Origin of the sequence: Bradyrhizobium sp. AUGA SZCCT0182, from assembly GCF_018130185.1 — a bacterium.
Classification (GTDB): Bacteria; Pseudomonadota; Alphaproteobacteria; order Rhizobiales; family Xanthobacteraceae; genus Bradyrhizobium.
Window position 1 is genome coordinate 277,944 of sequence record NZ_JAFCLY010000003.1, and the last position, 16,462, is coordinate 294,405.

Consider the following 16,462-nt stretch of genomic DNA (forward strand, 5'->3'; position numbering starts at 1 on the left):
ATATCAATATTTTACCTATGAATGGAGAAATGGCAACCAAGGCGCCTGACTTCAGCGAAGGAGCTTGCGATGCGCGTCCACCACATCAACACCGGCACCATGTGCCCGATCGGCCAGCGGTTCGTGAATGGCACCGGCAGCATGTTCCGGCGGGCGCGAATGGTCTGTCACTGCCTGTTGGTCGAGACCCATGACGGGCTTGCGCTGGTCGATACCGGCATCGGGCTCGATGACATTGCCAACCCGCCGCGGCTGGGGCGCAAGTGGGTGCGGCAGACGACGCCGAGGCTCGATCCCGCCGAAACGGCCGTGCGGCAGGTCAAGGCGCTCGGCTATTCGCCTGATGATGTACGGCACCTGCTGCTGACGCATCTCGATCGCGATCACGCTGGAGGCGTCCCGGATTTCCCGAATGCCAAGGTGCATGTCCATCGCCGCGAACTCGACATGGCGGTGCTCCATCGCATGCCGGCACCGAAGGGCCGCTACGTCAGGGACCAATGGAAGCATGGCCCGGAATGGGTGCTGTATGGCGAGGGCGGCGAGGACTGGTTCGGCTTTAGGGGCGTGCGTGCGCTCGGCGATCGCGAACCCGACATCCTGATGATCCCGTTGCCCGGCCATACGCTCGGCCATTGCGGCATCGCCGTGCGCACCAAAGACAAATGGCTGCTGCACGCCGGCGACGCCTATTTCTTCCACGGCCAGATCCAGGCAAAGCCGAAAATGCCGCTGGTGCTCGGCCTGTTTCAGCGCCGCGCCGACATGGACCGCGCGTTACGCATCGAAAATCAGGAGCGCCTGCGGACGCTGAAGGCTGCGCACAGTGATGCCGTGACGATCTTCAACAGCCATGATCCCGTCGATTACGAGCACTGCCGCTGCGGGCAGCACTAACCGCTCGCGTGGTGCGCGGCGGCTATCGCTTGCCCTTCGGCGCGGGGGCGGGCGCGGGTGGCGGCGGTTCCGGCTGCTTGGGCGGCGGGATTTCGGTCTGCAGCGTGCAGCGCGAGGCCGCCAGCGAAGCCTGGGCCTGCGGCATCAGGCCGGGCTCCGGCGCCAACGCCTTCAGCACGATCAACCCGGTGATGGTCGGGGAGTCGATGATCAGCCGGTCGGCGGCGGTGACTTCCTCATCCTCCGGCAACTGGCCGTGTTGCTCCTCGGTCATCAGGTCGAGTTCGATGACTTTGCGCCCGGCAGAGCGGTCGTTGATGGCGTAGTAAGCAACCTCGTTGCGGGTGTAGAACGACACCGACGTATAGGCCTGGCTGACCGGCACCGTGAGCTTGAGCGGGCCAGTCGACAAATCGTAGCGGCAGATCGCGACCGCGAACGCGGGATCCATGAACGGCATCGGCGCGTTGTTGGGGTTGGCGAGCGCGAGCGGCGTCACGGCGTTGGTCCTGGTCATCGGCGTCAGCCGCGAATAGGCGTCCTGGGTTGCGATGCGTGGCAGCGCCAGCACGCTGACGAGATGCACCACGCCGCCGAGCAGCACGCCTGCGATGATCGTGAACAAGAGCCGGATCATGGGCAGCCCACCGTCGTGATGGAGGGCATCGGCGCGTCGCGCTGCGTCCGCGTCGCGACCCCGACCGGTGTATCGTACAACCGCAACATCAGCGCATAACGCTCGATCCCGCCGGTCGGCAGCCAGTTGCCGGCGCGCGAGCGCGATGCGATGCGGATCTCGAACGCCCCGTCGGAGCCGCGGATGATTTCCTGGCTGGTGAAGCCGTAGCGCTGCAGCGAATTGGCGACCAGATGTCCCTTGCGGTCGAACAGCGTCAGCGTCCAGAACCGCGCCGCCGGCGTCACGCCGCTGACCACCACGTCGCAGCGTCCGTCGAGCGGCTTCTTCTTGTCGTCTGACGTGGCCGAGAAGGCGATGCCGTCGCCGGTGCCGATCGGCAATTCACCGCTGCGTGCAATCGAGGCGCGTGAATAGGGATCGACTTCGGCGGTGCCGCTCTTGGGCCGCGCCGTCCACGAACCGATCGTGAGCGTGCCAAGATCAGTGCCGCGCGTCGCCGTCATATAGGTCGAGCCCAGACCGACGACGGTGGCGAGCGCCAACGCGAGCAACGTGATGAAGATCAGCCGCACAGGCCAGTGCTCCGCAAAATCACTGCACTAGTTCTTCCGCTGCGCCGGCGGAGCCGGGTCGCCGGCGGCTGCGACGTAATTGTCGGGGAAGGCCAGCGCGCTCGACGATGTCGACTTGCCCGGCTTGGCCGGTTCGCTGGCCGACGTCTTGCCCGCGGTCTTGCCGGCTTCGTCGAGCAGCTTCTCGACGCGCACCAGAATGTCGGCGCCGCGCTTGGTGAGCACCGGCGGCGGTCCCGGCTTGGTGTCGAGGATCTTCGGCGCGCCATTGGCGGCGACGTTGGCGGGCTGGGCCGCCTGCGGCAGTTTCGTGCCCATGCCGATGCCCGGCACTTCCTTGATCTCGACGCCCTGGTGAGCGACCACCATGACCTCACGCCAGGTCTGCGCCGGCAGCGAACCGCCGGTCATGCGGTTGGTCGGGGAATAGTCGTCATTGCCGTACCAGACCGCGCAGGTGAAGTTTCCGGTGAAGCCGACAAACCAGGCGTCGCGATAGGCGTTGGTGGTGCCGGTCTTGCCGGCGGTCGGAATGCCATCGATGATCGCGCGCCGTGCCGTGCCTTCGCTCACGACGTGGCTCATCATTTCCGACATCTCGGCGGCGACGTTGACGGGAATGGCTTGCAGCTGTTTCTTGCCGTCGCGATCGAAGCGCCAGACCAGATCGCCGGCGCCGGTGCGGACTTCCAGCACCGCATGCGGGATCGGCGCTTTGCCCTTGTTCGGGAAGGTCGCATAGGCCACCGCGTGTTCGAGCACGGTGACCTCGTCGGAGCCGATCGGCATCGACGGCGTATCGGGCAGCGGCGCCTTGATGCCAAACCTGCGCGCCACTTCGGTGATCTTGACGCGGCCGGCCTTGGCCGGATTGGGCGACTTGCCGCCCAGCGCAATCGAGAGCTTCACCGGAATGACGTTGATCGAACGCGTGATTGCCTGCGTCAGCGTCATCGGTCCCGAATAGGAGTGGCTGTAGTTCTGCGGACACCAGTTGCCGATGCAGACCGGGCCGTCGACCACGATCGAGGACGGCTTGTAGCCGTTCATCAGCGCGGTGGCGTAGACATAGGGCTTGAACGACGAACCGGGTTGGCGCATCGCGTCGGTCGCGCGGTTGAACTGGCTGGCGCCATAGTCGCGTCCGCCGACCATGGCGCGTACGCCGCCATCGAGGTCGGCGACTGCAAGGGCCGCCTGGGTCGCATGATAGTCGCGGCCGAACTGGCGGAGCTGGTTCTCGACGGTTGCTTCCGCGGCGCGCTGAACGGTCATGTCGATCGCGGTGCGGACCACGAAGACGCGCTCGGTGTAGGATTTCGGGAACGTGTCGACCAGCTTGCGCATCTCCTCGAACGCCCAGTCGAGATAGTAGTTCGGCGAATTCTCGTCGCGGCGGTCGACGGCGACGGCCGGATTACGCCGCGCACCGAACACCTGACCTTCGGTCATGAAGCCGGCATCGACGAGGTTGTCCAGCACCACGTTGGCGCGGGCGCGCGCGGCGGGCAGGTTGATGTGCGGGGCGTATTTGGTCGGCGCCTTGAACAGGCCGGCCAGCATCGCGGATTCGGCCAGCGTGACGTCGCGCGCCGACTTGTTGAAATAGAAATGCGCAGCACCGTCAACGCCGAAGGTGCCGCCGCCCATATAGGCGCGGTCGAGATAGAGTTTCAGGATCTCGTTTTTGGTGAGCCGCGTCTCCAGCCATATCGCAAGGAAGGCTTCCTTCACCTTGCGTTCGATGGTGCGCTCGTTGTTCAGGAACAGGTTCTTCGCCAGCTGCTGGGAGATCGACGAACCGCCCTGGCGCACGCCGCCGGCCTGCGCGTTGGTGACGAGGGCGCGCGCGGTGCCGGCGATGTCGATGCCGAAATGGTCGTAGAAGCGGCGGTCTTCGGTGGCGAGCGTCGCCTTGATCAGATTGTCCGGAAAGTCCTCCAGCGGGATCGAGTCGTTGTGCTTGATGCCGCGGTTGCCGATCGGATTGCCGTAGCGGTCGAGGAACGACACCGCGAGGTCGGATTTTTTCAGCCAGTCGTCGTCGGCGGTTTCGCGAAACGCGGGCACCGCGAGCGCCAGCATCAGGATCAGGCCGCCGAGACCGATGGTGGCGGCTTCCGAAGCCGGCTCGATGAACACCCAGCGCTTCCAGCCGCCGACATAGAAGCGGTCCATGAAGGTCGAAAAGCGCTCATAGAGTTCGCGCGCGCCCTTGCCGGATGAGAACAGCGTCGAGTCGATGCGCGCGTCGAGGTCCAGCATGACGTGCTGGATCTTTGTCTTCCATCGCGCTGGAATGAACTGGCGCACCGGGGCCCTTGGTCGGTTCGTAGGCGCTCTGCGCACGCTTGGCGCTATCGAGACGTCTTGCTTCGATGTTGCGGCAAACCCAAGGCGCTTTTACGGCTCGCCAGGCGACCTTCAAGCACGTTGGGGACTCGCGGTTGTTCTATCCGAGCGGGGGCCATAAACCAATGGTCTGGCTCACCATTTTGATGGTCAGGACTAACGCTGCCCCCGGCTTTTTATACCGGCCGGAGCGGTCTCGCTTGCAAGGCTGCCACCGCACCTCCTAGAAGGGCGCAAGACCGATCCGATCCGGAAAACCCTGAATTCATGACCGCACCGCCCAAGCGAGCTTCCGGCCAGGAGGGATTCTTCTGGAAAACCAAGACGTTGGAAGAGATGTCCAGCGCCGAATGGGAAAGCCTGTGCGACGGCTGCGCGCGCTGTTGCCTGGAAAAGCTCGAAGACGAGGATACCGGCAAGATCTATTTCACCCATGTCTCCTGCAAGCTGCTCGATTCGGGCTCCTGCGCCTGCAAGGACTACCCGAACCGCTCCGCCAAGGTTCCCGACTGCGTCCGGTTGACCCCGGAAAACGTCCGTACCCTGAACTGGCTGCCGCCGAGCTGCGGCTACAAGCTGGTCGCCGAGGGCCGTGACCTCTACTGGTGGCACCCGCTGCTATCAGGTGATCCCAATACCGTGCATGAGGCCGGCGTTTCCGTGCGCGGGCGGGTGCAGGGAACGGAAAACGAGATTGCCGACGAGGATCTCGAAGATCACATCGTGCAATGGCCGGCGCTGTTGCCGAAGCGGGCGCGGTTGAAGAAGCGGCCGGTGTGAACTCGCAGCGCGGGCCGGAGCAAATCACGAAAACAACCCCATGCTCCCGCGCCCTTTGCGAAGCTGCGCTGCATGAAACGGGCAGGTTCAAAAAGCGGCCGAAATCGTAGCGTTTTGCGCGCGCCGTCGATCACGTGATTGCGAAGCTGCGCTCGCGGGATGCTCCCATGCGCGCAGGTGCCTGCCGCCGGAGCAGTTTGCGCCCTAAAGTGCAGCCGATATAGCGATTCCATCTCGGCGGCTTTGAGCTGCGAAGAAAAATATTACTTTCAAATGAACAAGTTCGAACGGCAGCGCGGTCAACCTGCCGACCACGATACGTTAACCGACGAAATTTCGGCTGAAATCTCGCACATCACGACCGAGGTCATCGATGTCAGCGATGCGCCGCCGATTGCGCCGCGCGCGCCGCTGACCCAGGACGAGGTCCGCACCATCCTGATCAGCCTGATGCTGACGATGTTTCTGGCCGCGCTCGACCAGACCATCGTCGCGACCGCGCTGCCGACCATTGGCCGCCAGTTCGGCGACGTTTCCAATCTCTCCTGGGTGATCACGGCCTACCTCCTGGCATCGACCGCGGTGGCGCCGGTGTTCGGCACGCTGAGCGACATCTACGGCCGCCGCGTCATGATCATTGTCGCCCTCAGCCTGTTCGTCGCGGGCTCGATCCTGTGCGCATTGGCGCCGAACATGCCGATCCTGATCCTCGCGCGCGGCCTGCAGGGCCTCGGCGGCGGCGGCATCATGCCTGTCGTGCAGACCGTGATCTCCGACGTGGTGAGCCCACGCGAACGCGGCCAATACCAGGCCTATTTCAGCGGCGTGTGGGTCGCCGCCGGGATCGGCGGGCCGGTCGTCGGCGGGGTGTTCGCCGAACATCTGCACTGGTCGATGATCTTCTGGATCAACGTGCCGCTCGCGCTCGGCGCGCTGGCGCTGCTGCTGCCGAAGATGGGCAAGATCCCGGTGTTCCACCGCCGGCGCAAGGTCGACTGGCTCGGCGGCGTCTTGCTGATGGCGGCCGCGGTCGTGTTCATGCTGGTGCTGACCTGGGGCGGCAACCGTTATCTGTGGCTGTCGCCGACCATCATCGCGATGATCGGCGCGTCGGCCGCGCTGGCGTTCAGCTTCGTCTGGCACGCGCGCAAGGCCGACGAGCCGTTCCTGCCGCTGCCGCTGATGGGTGGAACGGTGGTGCCCTACGCGATGGCCGCCGGCGGATGTGCGCTCGGCGCCATCACCGGACTGACGGTAAATCTGCCGCTCTATTACGAGGTGGTCTATCACCTCAGCGCCAGCGAGGCGGGCCTCGCGCTGATTCCGCTCGCCGCGATCTCGACCTGTGGCGCCGCGATCGCCGGACGCACCATGGCGCGCGCCAAACATTACAAGCGCGTCGCGATCGTCGGCACTTCGCTGGCAGCGGTCTCGGGATGCGCGCTGGCGCTCACGACGCTGCCGCTGTGGGGATTGCTGGTGCTGCTGTCGATCTTCGCGCTCGGGCTCGGAACGACGTTCCCGGTCAGCGTGGTCTCGCTGCAGAATTCGGTGGCGCGGCCGCAGATCGGCACCGTCACCGGTGCAATGAATTTCTTCCGCGCGCTGATGTCGTCGTTCACGGTCGCAGCCTTCACCGCGATCCTGCTGATGGTGCTGGGGGCGGACATTTCGCTGGTCGGCGAACACCACGGTCCCCTGAATTCGATTCCCGTCGCCGACATGATCACGGCGTTCCGCTACGTATTCGGCGCCGCGGCCGCGCTGATGGCCGGCGCCACGCTCTGCATGATCCTGATGGAAGAACGGCCGCTGGCCGGGCCGGGGACGCCGCCGCCCGTCGAGATGGCGGAATAGGGCGCTAGAGCTTCGGCTCTGATTGCATCAGAACCGAAGCTCTAGATTCCTATTTTGACGCGTTTTCTTCGCGCGAACCGGTACCCACTTCGCTCGAAAACGCTTCAGCTCGCCTGTGCCAGCCGCGTATCGATTTCGTCCCGGAGCAGGGCGAAGTCGATCGGCTTGGTCAACAGACCTATCGCGCCGCCGGCGATCGCCTTGCGCCTGGTCTCCGCATCGCCATAGGCGGTGATCATGATGACGGGAACGTCTGGCCGGATCTCTTTAACCTTGGGCAGCATCTCGATCCCGGTCATCCCGGGCATGTTGATATCCGACAGGATCAGGATCAGCGAATGCTCGATGGTGGAGCCGATGCGGGCGAGCGCATCGGCCGCAGAGCTGACGAAATCCATCACAAAGCGCTGCGCGCGCAAATCCTTGCGGAACTGCTGGCGAAACAGCGCCTCGACGTCGGGCTCGTCATCGACCACAAGCACCAGAACACTCACGTCGAACCCCGGGACTTGTTGAGAGGATTGCTGGTCCTCGGCAGAACAATGCGAAACTCGGTAAATTGACCGGGCTCGGTATCGACGTCGATCGTGCCACCATGTTGTTTCACGATAATGTCATGGCTCATCGACAGGCCGAGGCCGGTGCCTTCGCCCGCAGGTTTTGTGGTGAAGAACGGGTTGAACATCTTGTCCTTCACTTCGGATGGAATGCCCGTACCGTTGTCGCGGATACGTATTTCGACGGCGTCGCCGAGGTTGCGGCTGGTGGCGATCAGCACGGGATCGAATCCGGGCTGGCCGGCCTCGATCCTGCGCCGGTTCACGGCATAAAAGCCGTTCGAGATCAGGTTCAGGAACACGCGGGTGATTTCCTGCGGAAACACCTCGACCATGCCGGCATTGGCGTCGAAGTCGCGCTGCAGTGTGACGTTGAAGTCGGCTCGTTCGGCGCGGGCGCCGTGATAGGCGAGGTTGAGGCTCTCGTCGATCAGCGCGTTGATGTCGGCGGGCCGGTGATCACCGCCTCCCTCGCGCGAATGCAAGAGCATGTTCTTGACGATGGAATCGGCGCGCTTGCCGTGCTGGACCACCCTTTGCAAATTGTCCTTGAGCAGGCCGGTCAGTTCGTCAACCTCTTCGCGGATCTTGTCGCTGATCTCGGCAGGCTTGAGCACGTCGTTCAGTTCGTCGGTCAGTTCCGCCGAAAGGGCGGCGAAATTATTGACGAAGTTGAGGGGGTTCTTGATCTCATGCGCGATGCCTGCGGTGAGCTGGCCGAGCGAAGCGAGCTTCTCGGTCTGCACCAGCCGGTCCTGCGCGGTGCGCAGATCGTCGAGCGACTTGGTGAGATCGTGGGTTCGCTCCCGAAGCTCTTTGAGCAGCCGTGTGTTCTCGATCGCAATAACGGCCTGGCTTGCAAAGCTGCTCAACAGCGCAATCTGCTTTTCGTTGAACGGCGAAACTTCGAGACGGTAAATTCCAATGGTGCCGACGAACTCGTCGTCCTTGACCATAGGCACGATGAGGATCGTGCGCGCGCCCGCCAGTTCGGCAAGCTGTACGGTCGCCGGATCGCCCTGGATATAAAGTGGCCGTGTGCGGAGGTCATGAATGTGTGCAACCTTTTTTGTCAGGACCATCTGTCCGAGGTCGCCGTCGGGATGCGCCCGAAAACTCTGTTGCCTGGCGGCCTCGAATGCCGGAGGCACGTTGTGAAAGCCGACGGTATGAAAGCTGTCGCCGTCGTACAGGTTCATGAGGCCGAACTGCGCGCCGCAAATGCGCGTGGCGTTTTCGAGCATGCTCTGGAACACCGGTTCCAGATCGCCAGCCGACCGGCTGATCACGCTCAGCACTTCCGACGTCGCGGTCTGCTGCTCCAGTGATTCCGAAAGCTCGCGGGTGCGCTGCTGCACCTCGTCGAACAACCGCACGTTCTCGATCGCGATCACGGCTTGGTCGGCGAAGGTCATGGCAAGATCGACATGTCGCTCGGTGAAAGGATGCACCTTCTTGCGGAACAACAGCAGCAGGCCGATCGCGACGCCTTCGCGCAGCAACGGAACGCCCATCATGCTTCGTATGCCGACCCGTTGCTGCAAAGCGAAGTCATATTCTGGGTCGTTTTCTGCGTCCTCGATGAGTACCGGTGCATTTTCGAGCAGGACGCGCGCGCCAAGCGAACCGCGTCCAGGCTTGTGGTCGATCTCCATGACCGTGCGGTGATGCTCTTCGCGCAAGCCAAAACTCGCCGCGCCTCGAAATCCCTCGCCGACCCTGCGATGGATGACGACAATGTCGGCCTCGCACAGGCCGGCTGCCGACTCCGAAAGCGTGTCGAGGACCTTCTGCAGATCGAACGCGGAACGGCTGATCACCTTGAGCACGTCGGCGGTCGCGGTCTGCTGCTGCAGCGACTCGCTCAGGTCTTCCGTGCGCTGCTTGACCTCGTTGAACAGGCGGACATTCTCGATCGCGATCACCGCCTGGTCGGCAAACGTCTTGAGAAGGTCGATCTGGTTGTCGGCGAACCGCCCCGGTTCTGCGCGCGAGACGCCAATGGTGCCGATCGCAACGCCCTCGCGCAGCATCGGCACGGAGATGATGCTCCGGTAACCCCGGGCGCGCGCCGTTTCCTTGACGGCTTCGGGGACGTCGGGTTCGGTTTCGATATCGGTCCGGAACGCGATCGTCCCGGTCAGCGCCGCCCGGCTGTGCATTCCGGAGGAGGAGAGGGGGGTCGGGAACGAACTCTGGATCGCCTCATCACCGGCCTCGCTTCCGGCGGTGTGGGCCGCCAGGTCAAGCTGGTCGCCGGCGACGCGGGTGACGAGCGCGGTCTGGCCGTCGAGCAGCCGCTTGGCACTTTCGGCGATGGCGTCGAACACCGGCTGTACGTCGGTCGGGGAACCGGCAATGACATTGAGGATATCCGCCGTCGCGGTCTGCCGCTCCAGCGCTTCCTTGGTTTCACTGAACAGGCGAGCATTCTGGATCGCGATCACGGCCTGATCGGCAAAGGTCTGGACAAGCGCGAGTTGTTTGTCCGAAAGCTTGAACCCCACCTGCGGGTGCGTCAGAATGATGGTGCCGATGCCCTTGTTTTCATGGATCAGCGGCACGAATATGATGTTCCGGAAGCCACCAGCGGCTGCGATTTTTCGAGTGAACTCTGGTGTGTCCGGCGCGCTGGCATCGGGAATCTCGATGATTCGGCGCTCCAGCATCGCACGCGCCGAGGGTGAGCGATCCGGGTCGAATGCGATCGGATACTTGGCCCTGGCAGCTTCGTGATCGAAACTCGACGCGATCTCCGCGATTGCGTTCCAATGCAATTTGCCATCCTTCAGCGTTGTGATGGTGGCCGAGCATGGCTCGAAAAGCCGCGCAGCGCTCTTTACGATCGCGTCGAACACCGGCTGCACGTCCGAAGGCGAACTGGCGATGACCTTCAAAATGTCGGCCGTCGCGGTTTGCCGCTCCAGCGCTTCCCGCGTCTCGTTGAACAGCCGCGCGTTCTGGATCGCGATGACGGCCTGGTCGGCGAAGCTGCGCAGCAGGCTGCACTCTTTTTCGCTGAACGGCTTCATCGAAGTGCGGCCTACGAAGATCGAGCCAATGGCACGGTCCTCCCACAGCATGGGCGCGAGCGCCATCGAATAGTTTTTTCCGATACGGCGGGCGATCTCGCGCAGGGCCGAAGGCACGTCCGGATCGTTGAATACGTCGGCGTAATGGATCAGGCGGCGCTCGCGGAAGGCTACCTCGCTCGCGGTACCCTCCAGCGGCACCGGGTACAGCGCGCGCACGCGCTCGGCGTTGGCGCCGTGCGCCGCGCCGATATGGAGCAGTCCATCATCGCCTGCGAGGTAGATGAACCGGTCATCGCCGCCAAACAGATGCGCGATGCTGCGCAAGATTTCGTCGAATACGGGCTGGGCATCGGCGACAGAGCTGCTGACGACCCGGAGGATGTCCGCCGACGCCTTTTGCTGTTCCAGCGCCTCCCTCGTCTCGTTGAACAGCCGCACATTTTCCATCGCGATCACCGACTGCGCGGCGAACATCTGCAGCAGCCGGACGTGCGGCTCGTCGAACGAGCCGGGTGCCCGGCGGCTGACCGTGATGATGCCGACGGCCTTGCCCTCGTTCATGAGCGGCGCAAACAGCATGCTGCGATATCCCCGTGCACGCGCGATGTCGCGTGCGGCCGGCTCGAGTTCGGTATCGACGAGTTCCGCCGGCGCGCCGTTGCGGACCAGCTGGTAGGGCGGGAACCGGCCAAGCGGCATCGGGAACGAGGATTGCAGCACCGCATCGCCCGCGGGGTCCGTCGGAGTGAATGCGGACAAATGGATCTGGTCGTCGACGTAGCGAAACATCGCGGTGGAAAATCCGCCGATCAGCCGGTTCGCGCTGGCCACGATGGCCTCGAACACCGGCTGCACATCCGACGGCGAGCCGGCGATCACCTTGAGGACATCAGCCGTCGCGGTCTGTCGCTCGAGCGCCTGCCTGGTTTCGTTGAACAGGCGTGCGTTCTCGATCGCGATCACTGCCTGGTCGGCGAATGTCTGCAGCAATTGCACGTGGTCGGCGGCAAAGGCGCCCGGCTCCGCACGGGTGACGCTGATCATGCCGACCGGCACGCCCTGGTTCATCAGCGGCGTGAACAATACACTGCGGAAGCCGCGCAGCCGCGCCAGATCCCGGTTCAACTTCGGGACGTGCTCGGCTTCGCTGTCGGAAAACTGAACGGTCTCGCCATTGCGCACCAGCGCGAATGTCGGGAATTCCGAGATTGATCTCGGAAACGAGGCCTTCAGGCCTTCATCGGCGGCGGGGCTGGTCGGCGTGTACGCCACCAGATGCAGTTCGTCGCCGAGAAAGCGCAGCACCGTGGCGGAGAACCCGCCGAGCAGTCGCTTGGCGCTGGCAGCGATGGCTTCGAACACCGGCTGCGCGTCGGAGGGAGAGGCGGCAATGACCTTCAGGATTTCGGCCGTGGCTGTCTGTCGCTCCAGCGCTTCCCTTGTCTCGCGAAACAGCCGCACGTTTTCGATGGCGATCACAGCCTGGTCCGCAAAGGTCTGCAGCAGGGCTGTCTGTCTGGCTGTGAAGGCCACCGGTTCCAGGCGACGAAGTACGATCGCACCAATGGCTTCTCCCTCCCGCAGGAGAGGTATGCTGAGGGTACAGCGGTGCCCCTGTTCGCGCGATTGCCGTTGCCCCTCGGGAAAATCGGCAGCCTCGGGCGCCCAAAAGTCAGACACCTGCACAGGTACCTTGTCGACAACCGAGCGACCCGTGACCCACTCCCTGCTGATCGGACGACTGTGTTGACCTGTCGGTATCGGTCCGTGATGGGCGCTGAAATGCAGATGGTCGCCAATCCTGAGCAGGACGTTGGCATCATAGGCGTCACAAAGTGCGCAGGCGCTTTCGACAATTGCCTTGAGCGCCGGTTCGACATCGGCCGGCGAGGACGCGATCACCCTGAGCACGTCGGCGGTCGCGGTCTGCTGACGGAGGGATTCGCTCAGATCGTTGGTGCGTTGGCGCCGTTCGTTGAACAGCCGCGAATTCTCGATCGCGATTGCGGCTTGATCCGCAAAGCTCTGCTGCAGCGCGAGTTCGTCGTCGGTGAAGGGCGCGAGGCGGTCTCGGTAGACGATGAGAATACCGATCGGCTTGCCCTCGCGCCGCAACGGTGTGCCGGCGACCGTGAGAAGACCCGAGGCGCGCGAGGTCACGAGACCAGGCCATTCGGACATCTCGGGACCGAGGTTGGTCAGATCAGGCACATGGATCTGCTGGTTGAGGGCAAATACCGCGCTTGGGAGGTTGCGGGCGCCGATCTCAAGCTGCGCCGCAGGTACTTCTTTGCCGATACGCTCGGAGCCCTCGCCGAAACGGATCGAGAGACCCCATCTGTCGCCGTCAGCGATCCGGATCGTGACGCTCGCCGCATCGAACAATCGCGCGGTCGTCTCGGCGATCTGGTACAGCGCGTGTTCGGCATCGCCCGATACGCTGGCAATGGTTCGCAGGATATCGGCGCTGGCGTTCTGGCGCTCGCGGGCGATGCTCAGTTCATGAATGAGCCGGCCGTTTTCCGCGTCCATCGCCGCCTGACGGGCGATCGCCGCGTCGTGGGCGGCGAAGCTGGATTCGAGTCTCTGCTCGAGCTCGGCAACCAGCTTGTAGAGATCGGCCACGGCGTCCGGGGGGAGCGCGGTCATTCACTCAAATCCATTTCACGGCAAGCCCTGCAGGACGATGGCCTCAAGCCATCAGCGCTCGCACCAATGTGGCAGATAATTTCATTCCAGGCGCGGCCAAGCCAGCGCCATCCCGGCCTTTTCTTAAGGCCGGGGCGTCAAAAAGTGAAGCAGGCTAAGCGGTTATCGGCCGGGTCGGCATCAGGTTCCGGGCCGGGAGACCTCGGTCTCCTTGCTGGTGATGAACTCCAGCAGCACCGGAATGCCTTCCTTGGTCTTGGCGATGCCGCGCTGGATCGCGGGAATGATGTCTTCCGGCTTGGTCACCCGTTCGCCATAGCCGCCGAAGGCGCGCGCCATCGCGGCGTAGTCGCCGGAAATGTCGGTCGAGCGGTATTTCTCGGTCGAGATCGGCATCACCTTCAGCTCGATCGCCATGGAAAAATTGTTCAACAGGATCGACATGATCGGAATCCGCTCGCGCACGGCGGTCTCGAAATCCATGCCGGTGAAGCCGATCGCGGCATCGCCCCAGACATTGATGCAGAGCTTGTCGGGCTTTGCGAGTTTGGCGCCCATGGCGAGCCCAAGCCCGTAGCCGAGCTGCGTGGTCTTGCCCCAGCCGATATAGGACAACGGCTCGACCGATTTCCAGAACGGCGAGAGTTGGTCGCGCGGGCTGCCGGCATCATGGGTGATGATGGTGTTCTTGATGTCGACGGTGTGCTGCAGGTCCCACAATACGCGATAGGGATTGAGCGGGGCGTCGTTGTGGGTGAGTTTCGGCATCCACTTCGCCAGCCACTCCTTGTGCGAGGCGGCGATCTCGGCGGCGACGGCAGTGGCGTCACGATCGCTGGTGACGCTTCTGCCGATCTCTTCCAGCAGCGCATCGAGCACCAGGCCGGCATCGCCGACCAGGCCGATCCTGGCCTCGACATCCTTGTTGAGATGGTTGGGGTCCAGCGTCGAATGAATGATGGTCTTGCCCTTCGGCATCGCGATGCCGAACGAGGTCTCGGTGAACGAGCAGCCCAGGCCGAAGATCACATCGGCCTCGCCGAGGAATTTTGGCACCGCGCGGGGCACGGCAAGGCCACCCGAACCCAGCGACAACGGATGCGTCTCCGGAAACGACGATTTTCCGCCAAGGCTCGTGGTGACGGGGATGGCGAGACGCTCGGCCAGCCGCTTCAGTTGCGGCCAGGCCCTGGCGTAGTGCACGCCCTGGCCGGCGTAGATCACCGGCCGCTTGGCGCCGACCAATAGCGCGGCCGCTTCCTTGATGTGGACGGGATCGGCGCCGTAGCGGGTGCGCAGCACCGGCGTGTAGTTCAGCGGCTCCGGCACTTCCTCGTTCCACATATCGGCCGGGATTTCGACAATGACAGGCCCACCGCGGCCGTTCTTCAGTTTTGTAAACGCCCGCCGGAAAATATTGCAGACTTCGGCCGCAAGAATGATCGGCTCGGAGGATTTCGAAAACGCCCGCATCGCCTGGCTGGAGTTGAAGTTCGGGTCGATATTGGCGAGCCGCCGCGCATAGCCCATCGGCAGCACCAGCACCGGGACGGATTCGCCGTAGCACTGCGCCACGCCGCCCATGGCGTTTTCGGCGCCCGGGCCGTGCTGCATGCAGAAGGCACCGATCGAATGGCCCGAGGTGACGCGGGAGATCGCATCCGCCATGTGGACGCCGATGCGTTCCTGGCGCACCATCACGGGGCGGATATCGGCATTGGCGGCATACTCGATGAGATGATTGACGGGATAGCCGCAGAGGATCTCGATCCCCTCGCGCTTCATGATTTCTGCAATCGCGGCGCCGAGCTTCATGACGGCTTCCCCCTTGTGTGCAGGCCGGTTCGTTCGGCCGATTGCTCACAGTTGGAACAGGAAATTTCCTCACCGTAAAGCGCGGGCGGCGCCTGCTCCGGGAAGTGCTGATATGCGTTTGCCGCCGGAGCGGTTGCTGCAGACCAATACCGGCGTCAAACCGATGAGTCCGAAGTCCAGCGGTTCCCACTCGATCAGAACGTGTCGGGCGGTGTTCGCCGCGGCGGCCTCGAAGCCGGCCGCGCTCTACGGGCGAGAGGAGGGCAACTATCTCGCCTCGTTGCGGCGATGGTTGAACATCGCCGCCATCAGGCCGAGGACATACGCCGTCAGACGGCGATCGTTGCCGGATCGCACCTCGGCGGTGCGTTGCTCTTCCAACTCATCGTTCAAGAGGCCGATGTAGTTTTTTCCTGGTTCACGCTTCTGCGTGGACATGTGCGCTCGCTCCGGAAGACGCCGATCCGCCGACCATGGCGGGGCGTTGGACAATTCAGAGTAAATTTTTGGTACCGTAGGAATACCGGTGTAGTCGTGCCTCCGGCTTAATCAGTCGTTCATCCTGTTCGTCAAAACGCCGTCAATCATTCCGCTCTAGGGTTCCATTTGGGGCACGACGCGGGAAGAATCCCGGCGGCGTCGACAGGAGCTTTCTTTCATGCGTCGATTGTTGAGGAATTTTGTCGAGGATGAGTCCGGCGCGACCGCGATCGAGTATTGTCTCATTGCGATGGGCATCGGCATCGTGATCGTTGGTGCCGTCAACGGCGTCGGCACTGCGCTCAGCACCAAATTCGAGACTGTCAGCACATCGCTCAAATAGGACGGATCGGCAGCGCGCATCATGCAGGAGCTGCTGTTCGGGACCTGGGGCTCACCAATCGTCAGCTTCGGCCGGCAGATCGTCGCCTACGGCGTGCAGCATCCGTGGCGCGTATTCGCCGCCATCCTGATTGTGGCCCTGCTGACTGACATGATGTTCCGGAACAGGCCAACCGGCGACGGCATTGACGGCTTTGATTTTGGCGGAGATGGCGGCGACGGGGACTAGCGCCACATGACCGCGTTACCGGTCGTTTCCATCCGCATATAGCGCCTGCATCATTGCGATCCGCGCGAACACCAGCCACCCGCCGCCGGTCTCCGCAGCCCTGATCAAGTGCTCGACCGCGGTTTGCCAGCGCGCTTCCTGCTGGTCGGCTTTTGGCAGTTTCATGACGTAGTCGGCGGCCTGCTGCAGCGTCGTGAGCGTGCGGCCGCCCCGCAGCGCGATCGGCTCATCAAACGGCGTCGACCACGGCATCGTGC

At 63.5% G+C, this 16,462-nt stretch carries 13 protein-coding genes; 5 read left to right on the forward strand and 8 right to left on the reverse strand.

The window, feature by feature from the left end; genetic code table 11:
- Positions 1-69: 69 nt before the first annotated feature.
- A complete protein-coding gene (locus JQ611_RS05780; protein ID WP_212265394.1) occupies positions 70-897 on the forward strand; it encodes an MBL fold metallo-hydrolase in 828 nt (275 codons plus the stop codon).
- Between the two features lie 22 nt (positions 898-919).
- On the opposite strand, the gene JQ611_RS05785 is transcribed toward JQ611_RS05780, so the two are convergent.
- From JQ611_RS05785 to JQ611_RS05795, 3 genes are read right to left on the reverse strand one after another with little or no spacing between them, the layout of a single operon-like run.
- The gene (locus JQ611_RS05785; protein ID WP_212265393.1) at positions 920-1,534 is read right to left on the reverse strand and encodes a DUF1254 domain-containing protein; all 615 of its coding nucleotides are present in this window, start codon (positions 1,532-1,534) and stop codon (positions 920-922) included.
- The gene (locus JQ611_RS05790) at positions 1,531-2,109 is read right to left on the reverse strand and encodes a DUF1214 domain-containing protein (protein ID WP_212265392.1); all 579 of its coding nucleotides are present in this window, start codon (positions 2,107-2,109) and stop codon (positions 1,531-1,533) included. Before JQ611_RS05790 ends, JQ611_RS05785 begins: the two co-directional genes overlap by 4 nt.
- A gap of 27 nt (positions 2,110-2,136) precedes the next feature.
- Complete coding sequence (locus tag JQ611_RS05795) at positions 2,137-4,422, reverse strand: transglycosylase domain-containing protein (RefSeq protein WP_212265391.1); 2,286 nt, start codon at positions 4,420-4,422, stop codon at positions 2,137-2,139.
- Between the two features lie 306 nt (positions 4,423-4,728).
- On the opposite strand from JQ611_RS05795, the gene JQ611_RS05800 reads away from it, so the two are divergent.
- Both JQ611_RS05800 and JQ611_RS05805 read left to right on the forward strand, forming a co-directional pair.
- On the forward strand, positions 4,729-5,241 hold the full coding sequence (locus JQ611_RS05800; RefSeq protein ID WP_211995626.1) for a YcgN family cysteine cluster protein: 513 nt from the start codon (positions 4,729-4,731) through the stop codon (positions 5,239-5,241).
- A 273-nt stretch (positions 5,242-5,514) separates the two neighbouring features.
- Positions 5,515-7,098, forward strand: coding sequence for an MDR family MFS transporter (locus JQ611_RS05805; protein ID WP_212464768.1), 1,584 nt, complete (start codon positions 5,515-5,517; stop codon positions 7,096-7,098).
- A 104-nt stretch (positions 7,099-7,202) separates the two neighbouring features.
- Here JQ611_RS05805 and JQ611_RS05810 read toward each other — a convergent pair whose 3' ends face one another.
- From JQ611_RS05810 to JQ611_RS05830, 4 genes are all read right to left on the reverse strand, one after another.
- Positions 7,203-7,592 carry a response regulator gene (locus JQ611_RS05810; protein WP_212265389.1) on the reverse strand — a complete coding sequence of 130 codons (390 nt, stop codon included), beginning with the start codon at positions 7,590-7,592 and terminating at the stop codon, positions 7,203-7,205.
- The gene (locus tag JQ611_RS05815; RefSeq protein ID WP_249132936.1) at positions 7,589-13,339 is read right to left on the reverse strand and encodes a GAF domain-containing protein; all 5,751 of its coding nucleotides are present in this window, start codon (positions 13,337-13,339) and stop codon (positions 7,589-7,591) included. The genes JQ611_RS05810 and JQ611_RS05815 overlap by 4 nt, the downstream gene beginning before the upstream one ends.
- A 180-nt stretch (positions 13,340-13,519) precedes the next feature.
- Positions 13,520-15,154, reverse strand: a complete 1,635-nt coding sequence (locus tag JQ611_RS05825; RefSeq protein ID WP_212385573.1) for a thiamine pyrophosphate-requiring protein — start codon at positions 15,152-15,154, stop codon at positions 13,520-13,522.
- Between the two features lie 267 nt (positions 15,155-15,421).
- Complete coding sequence (locus JQ611_RS05830) at positions 15,422-15,592, reverse strand: hypothetical protein (protein ID WP_211995622.1); 171 nt, start codon at positions 15,590-15,592, stop codon at positions 15,422-15,424.
- Between the two features lie 220 nt (positions 15,593-15,812).
- Between JQ611_RS05830 and JQ611_RS05835 the strand changes: the two genes are divergently transcribed.
- Together JQ611_RS05835 and JQ611_RS05840 are read left to right on the forward strand one after the other, a co-directional pair.
- Positions 15,813-15,977: a Flp family type IVb pilin gene (locus JQ611_RS05835; RefSeq protein WP_212265386.1), complete on the forward strand. Its 165-nt coding sequence runs from the start codon at positions 15,813-15,815 to the stop codon at positions 15,975-15,977.
- Positions 15,978-15,998: 21 nt separating this feature from the next.
- Entirely contained in the window at positions 15,999-16,205 is a 207-nt protein-coding gene (locus JQ611_RS05840; RefSeq protein ID WP_212464769.1) for a hypothetical protein, read from the forward strand.
- A 15-nt stretch (positions 16,206-16,220) separates the two neighbouring features.
- Here JQ611_RS05840 and JQ611_RS05845 read toward each other — a convergent pair whose 3' ends face one another.
- The gene (locus tag JQ611_RS05845; RefSeq protein WP_212464770.1) at positions 16,221-16,457 is read right to left on the reverse strand and encodes a hypothetical protein; all 237 of its coding nucleotides are present in this window, start codon (positions 16,455-16,457) and stop codon (positions 16,221-16,223) included.
- Positions 16,458-16,462 lie beyond the last annotated feature (5 nt).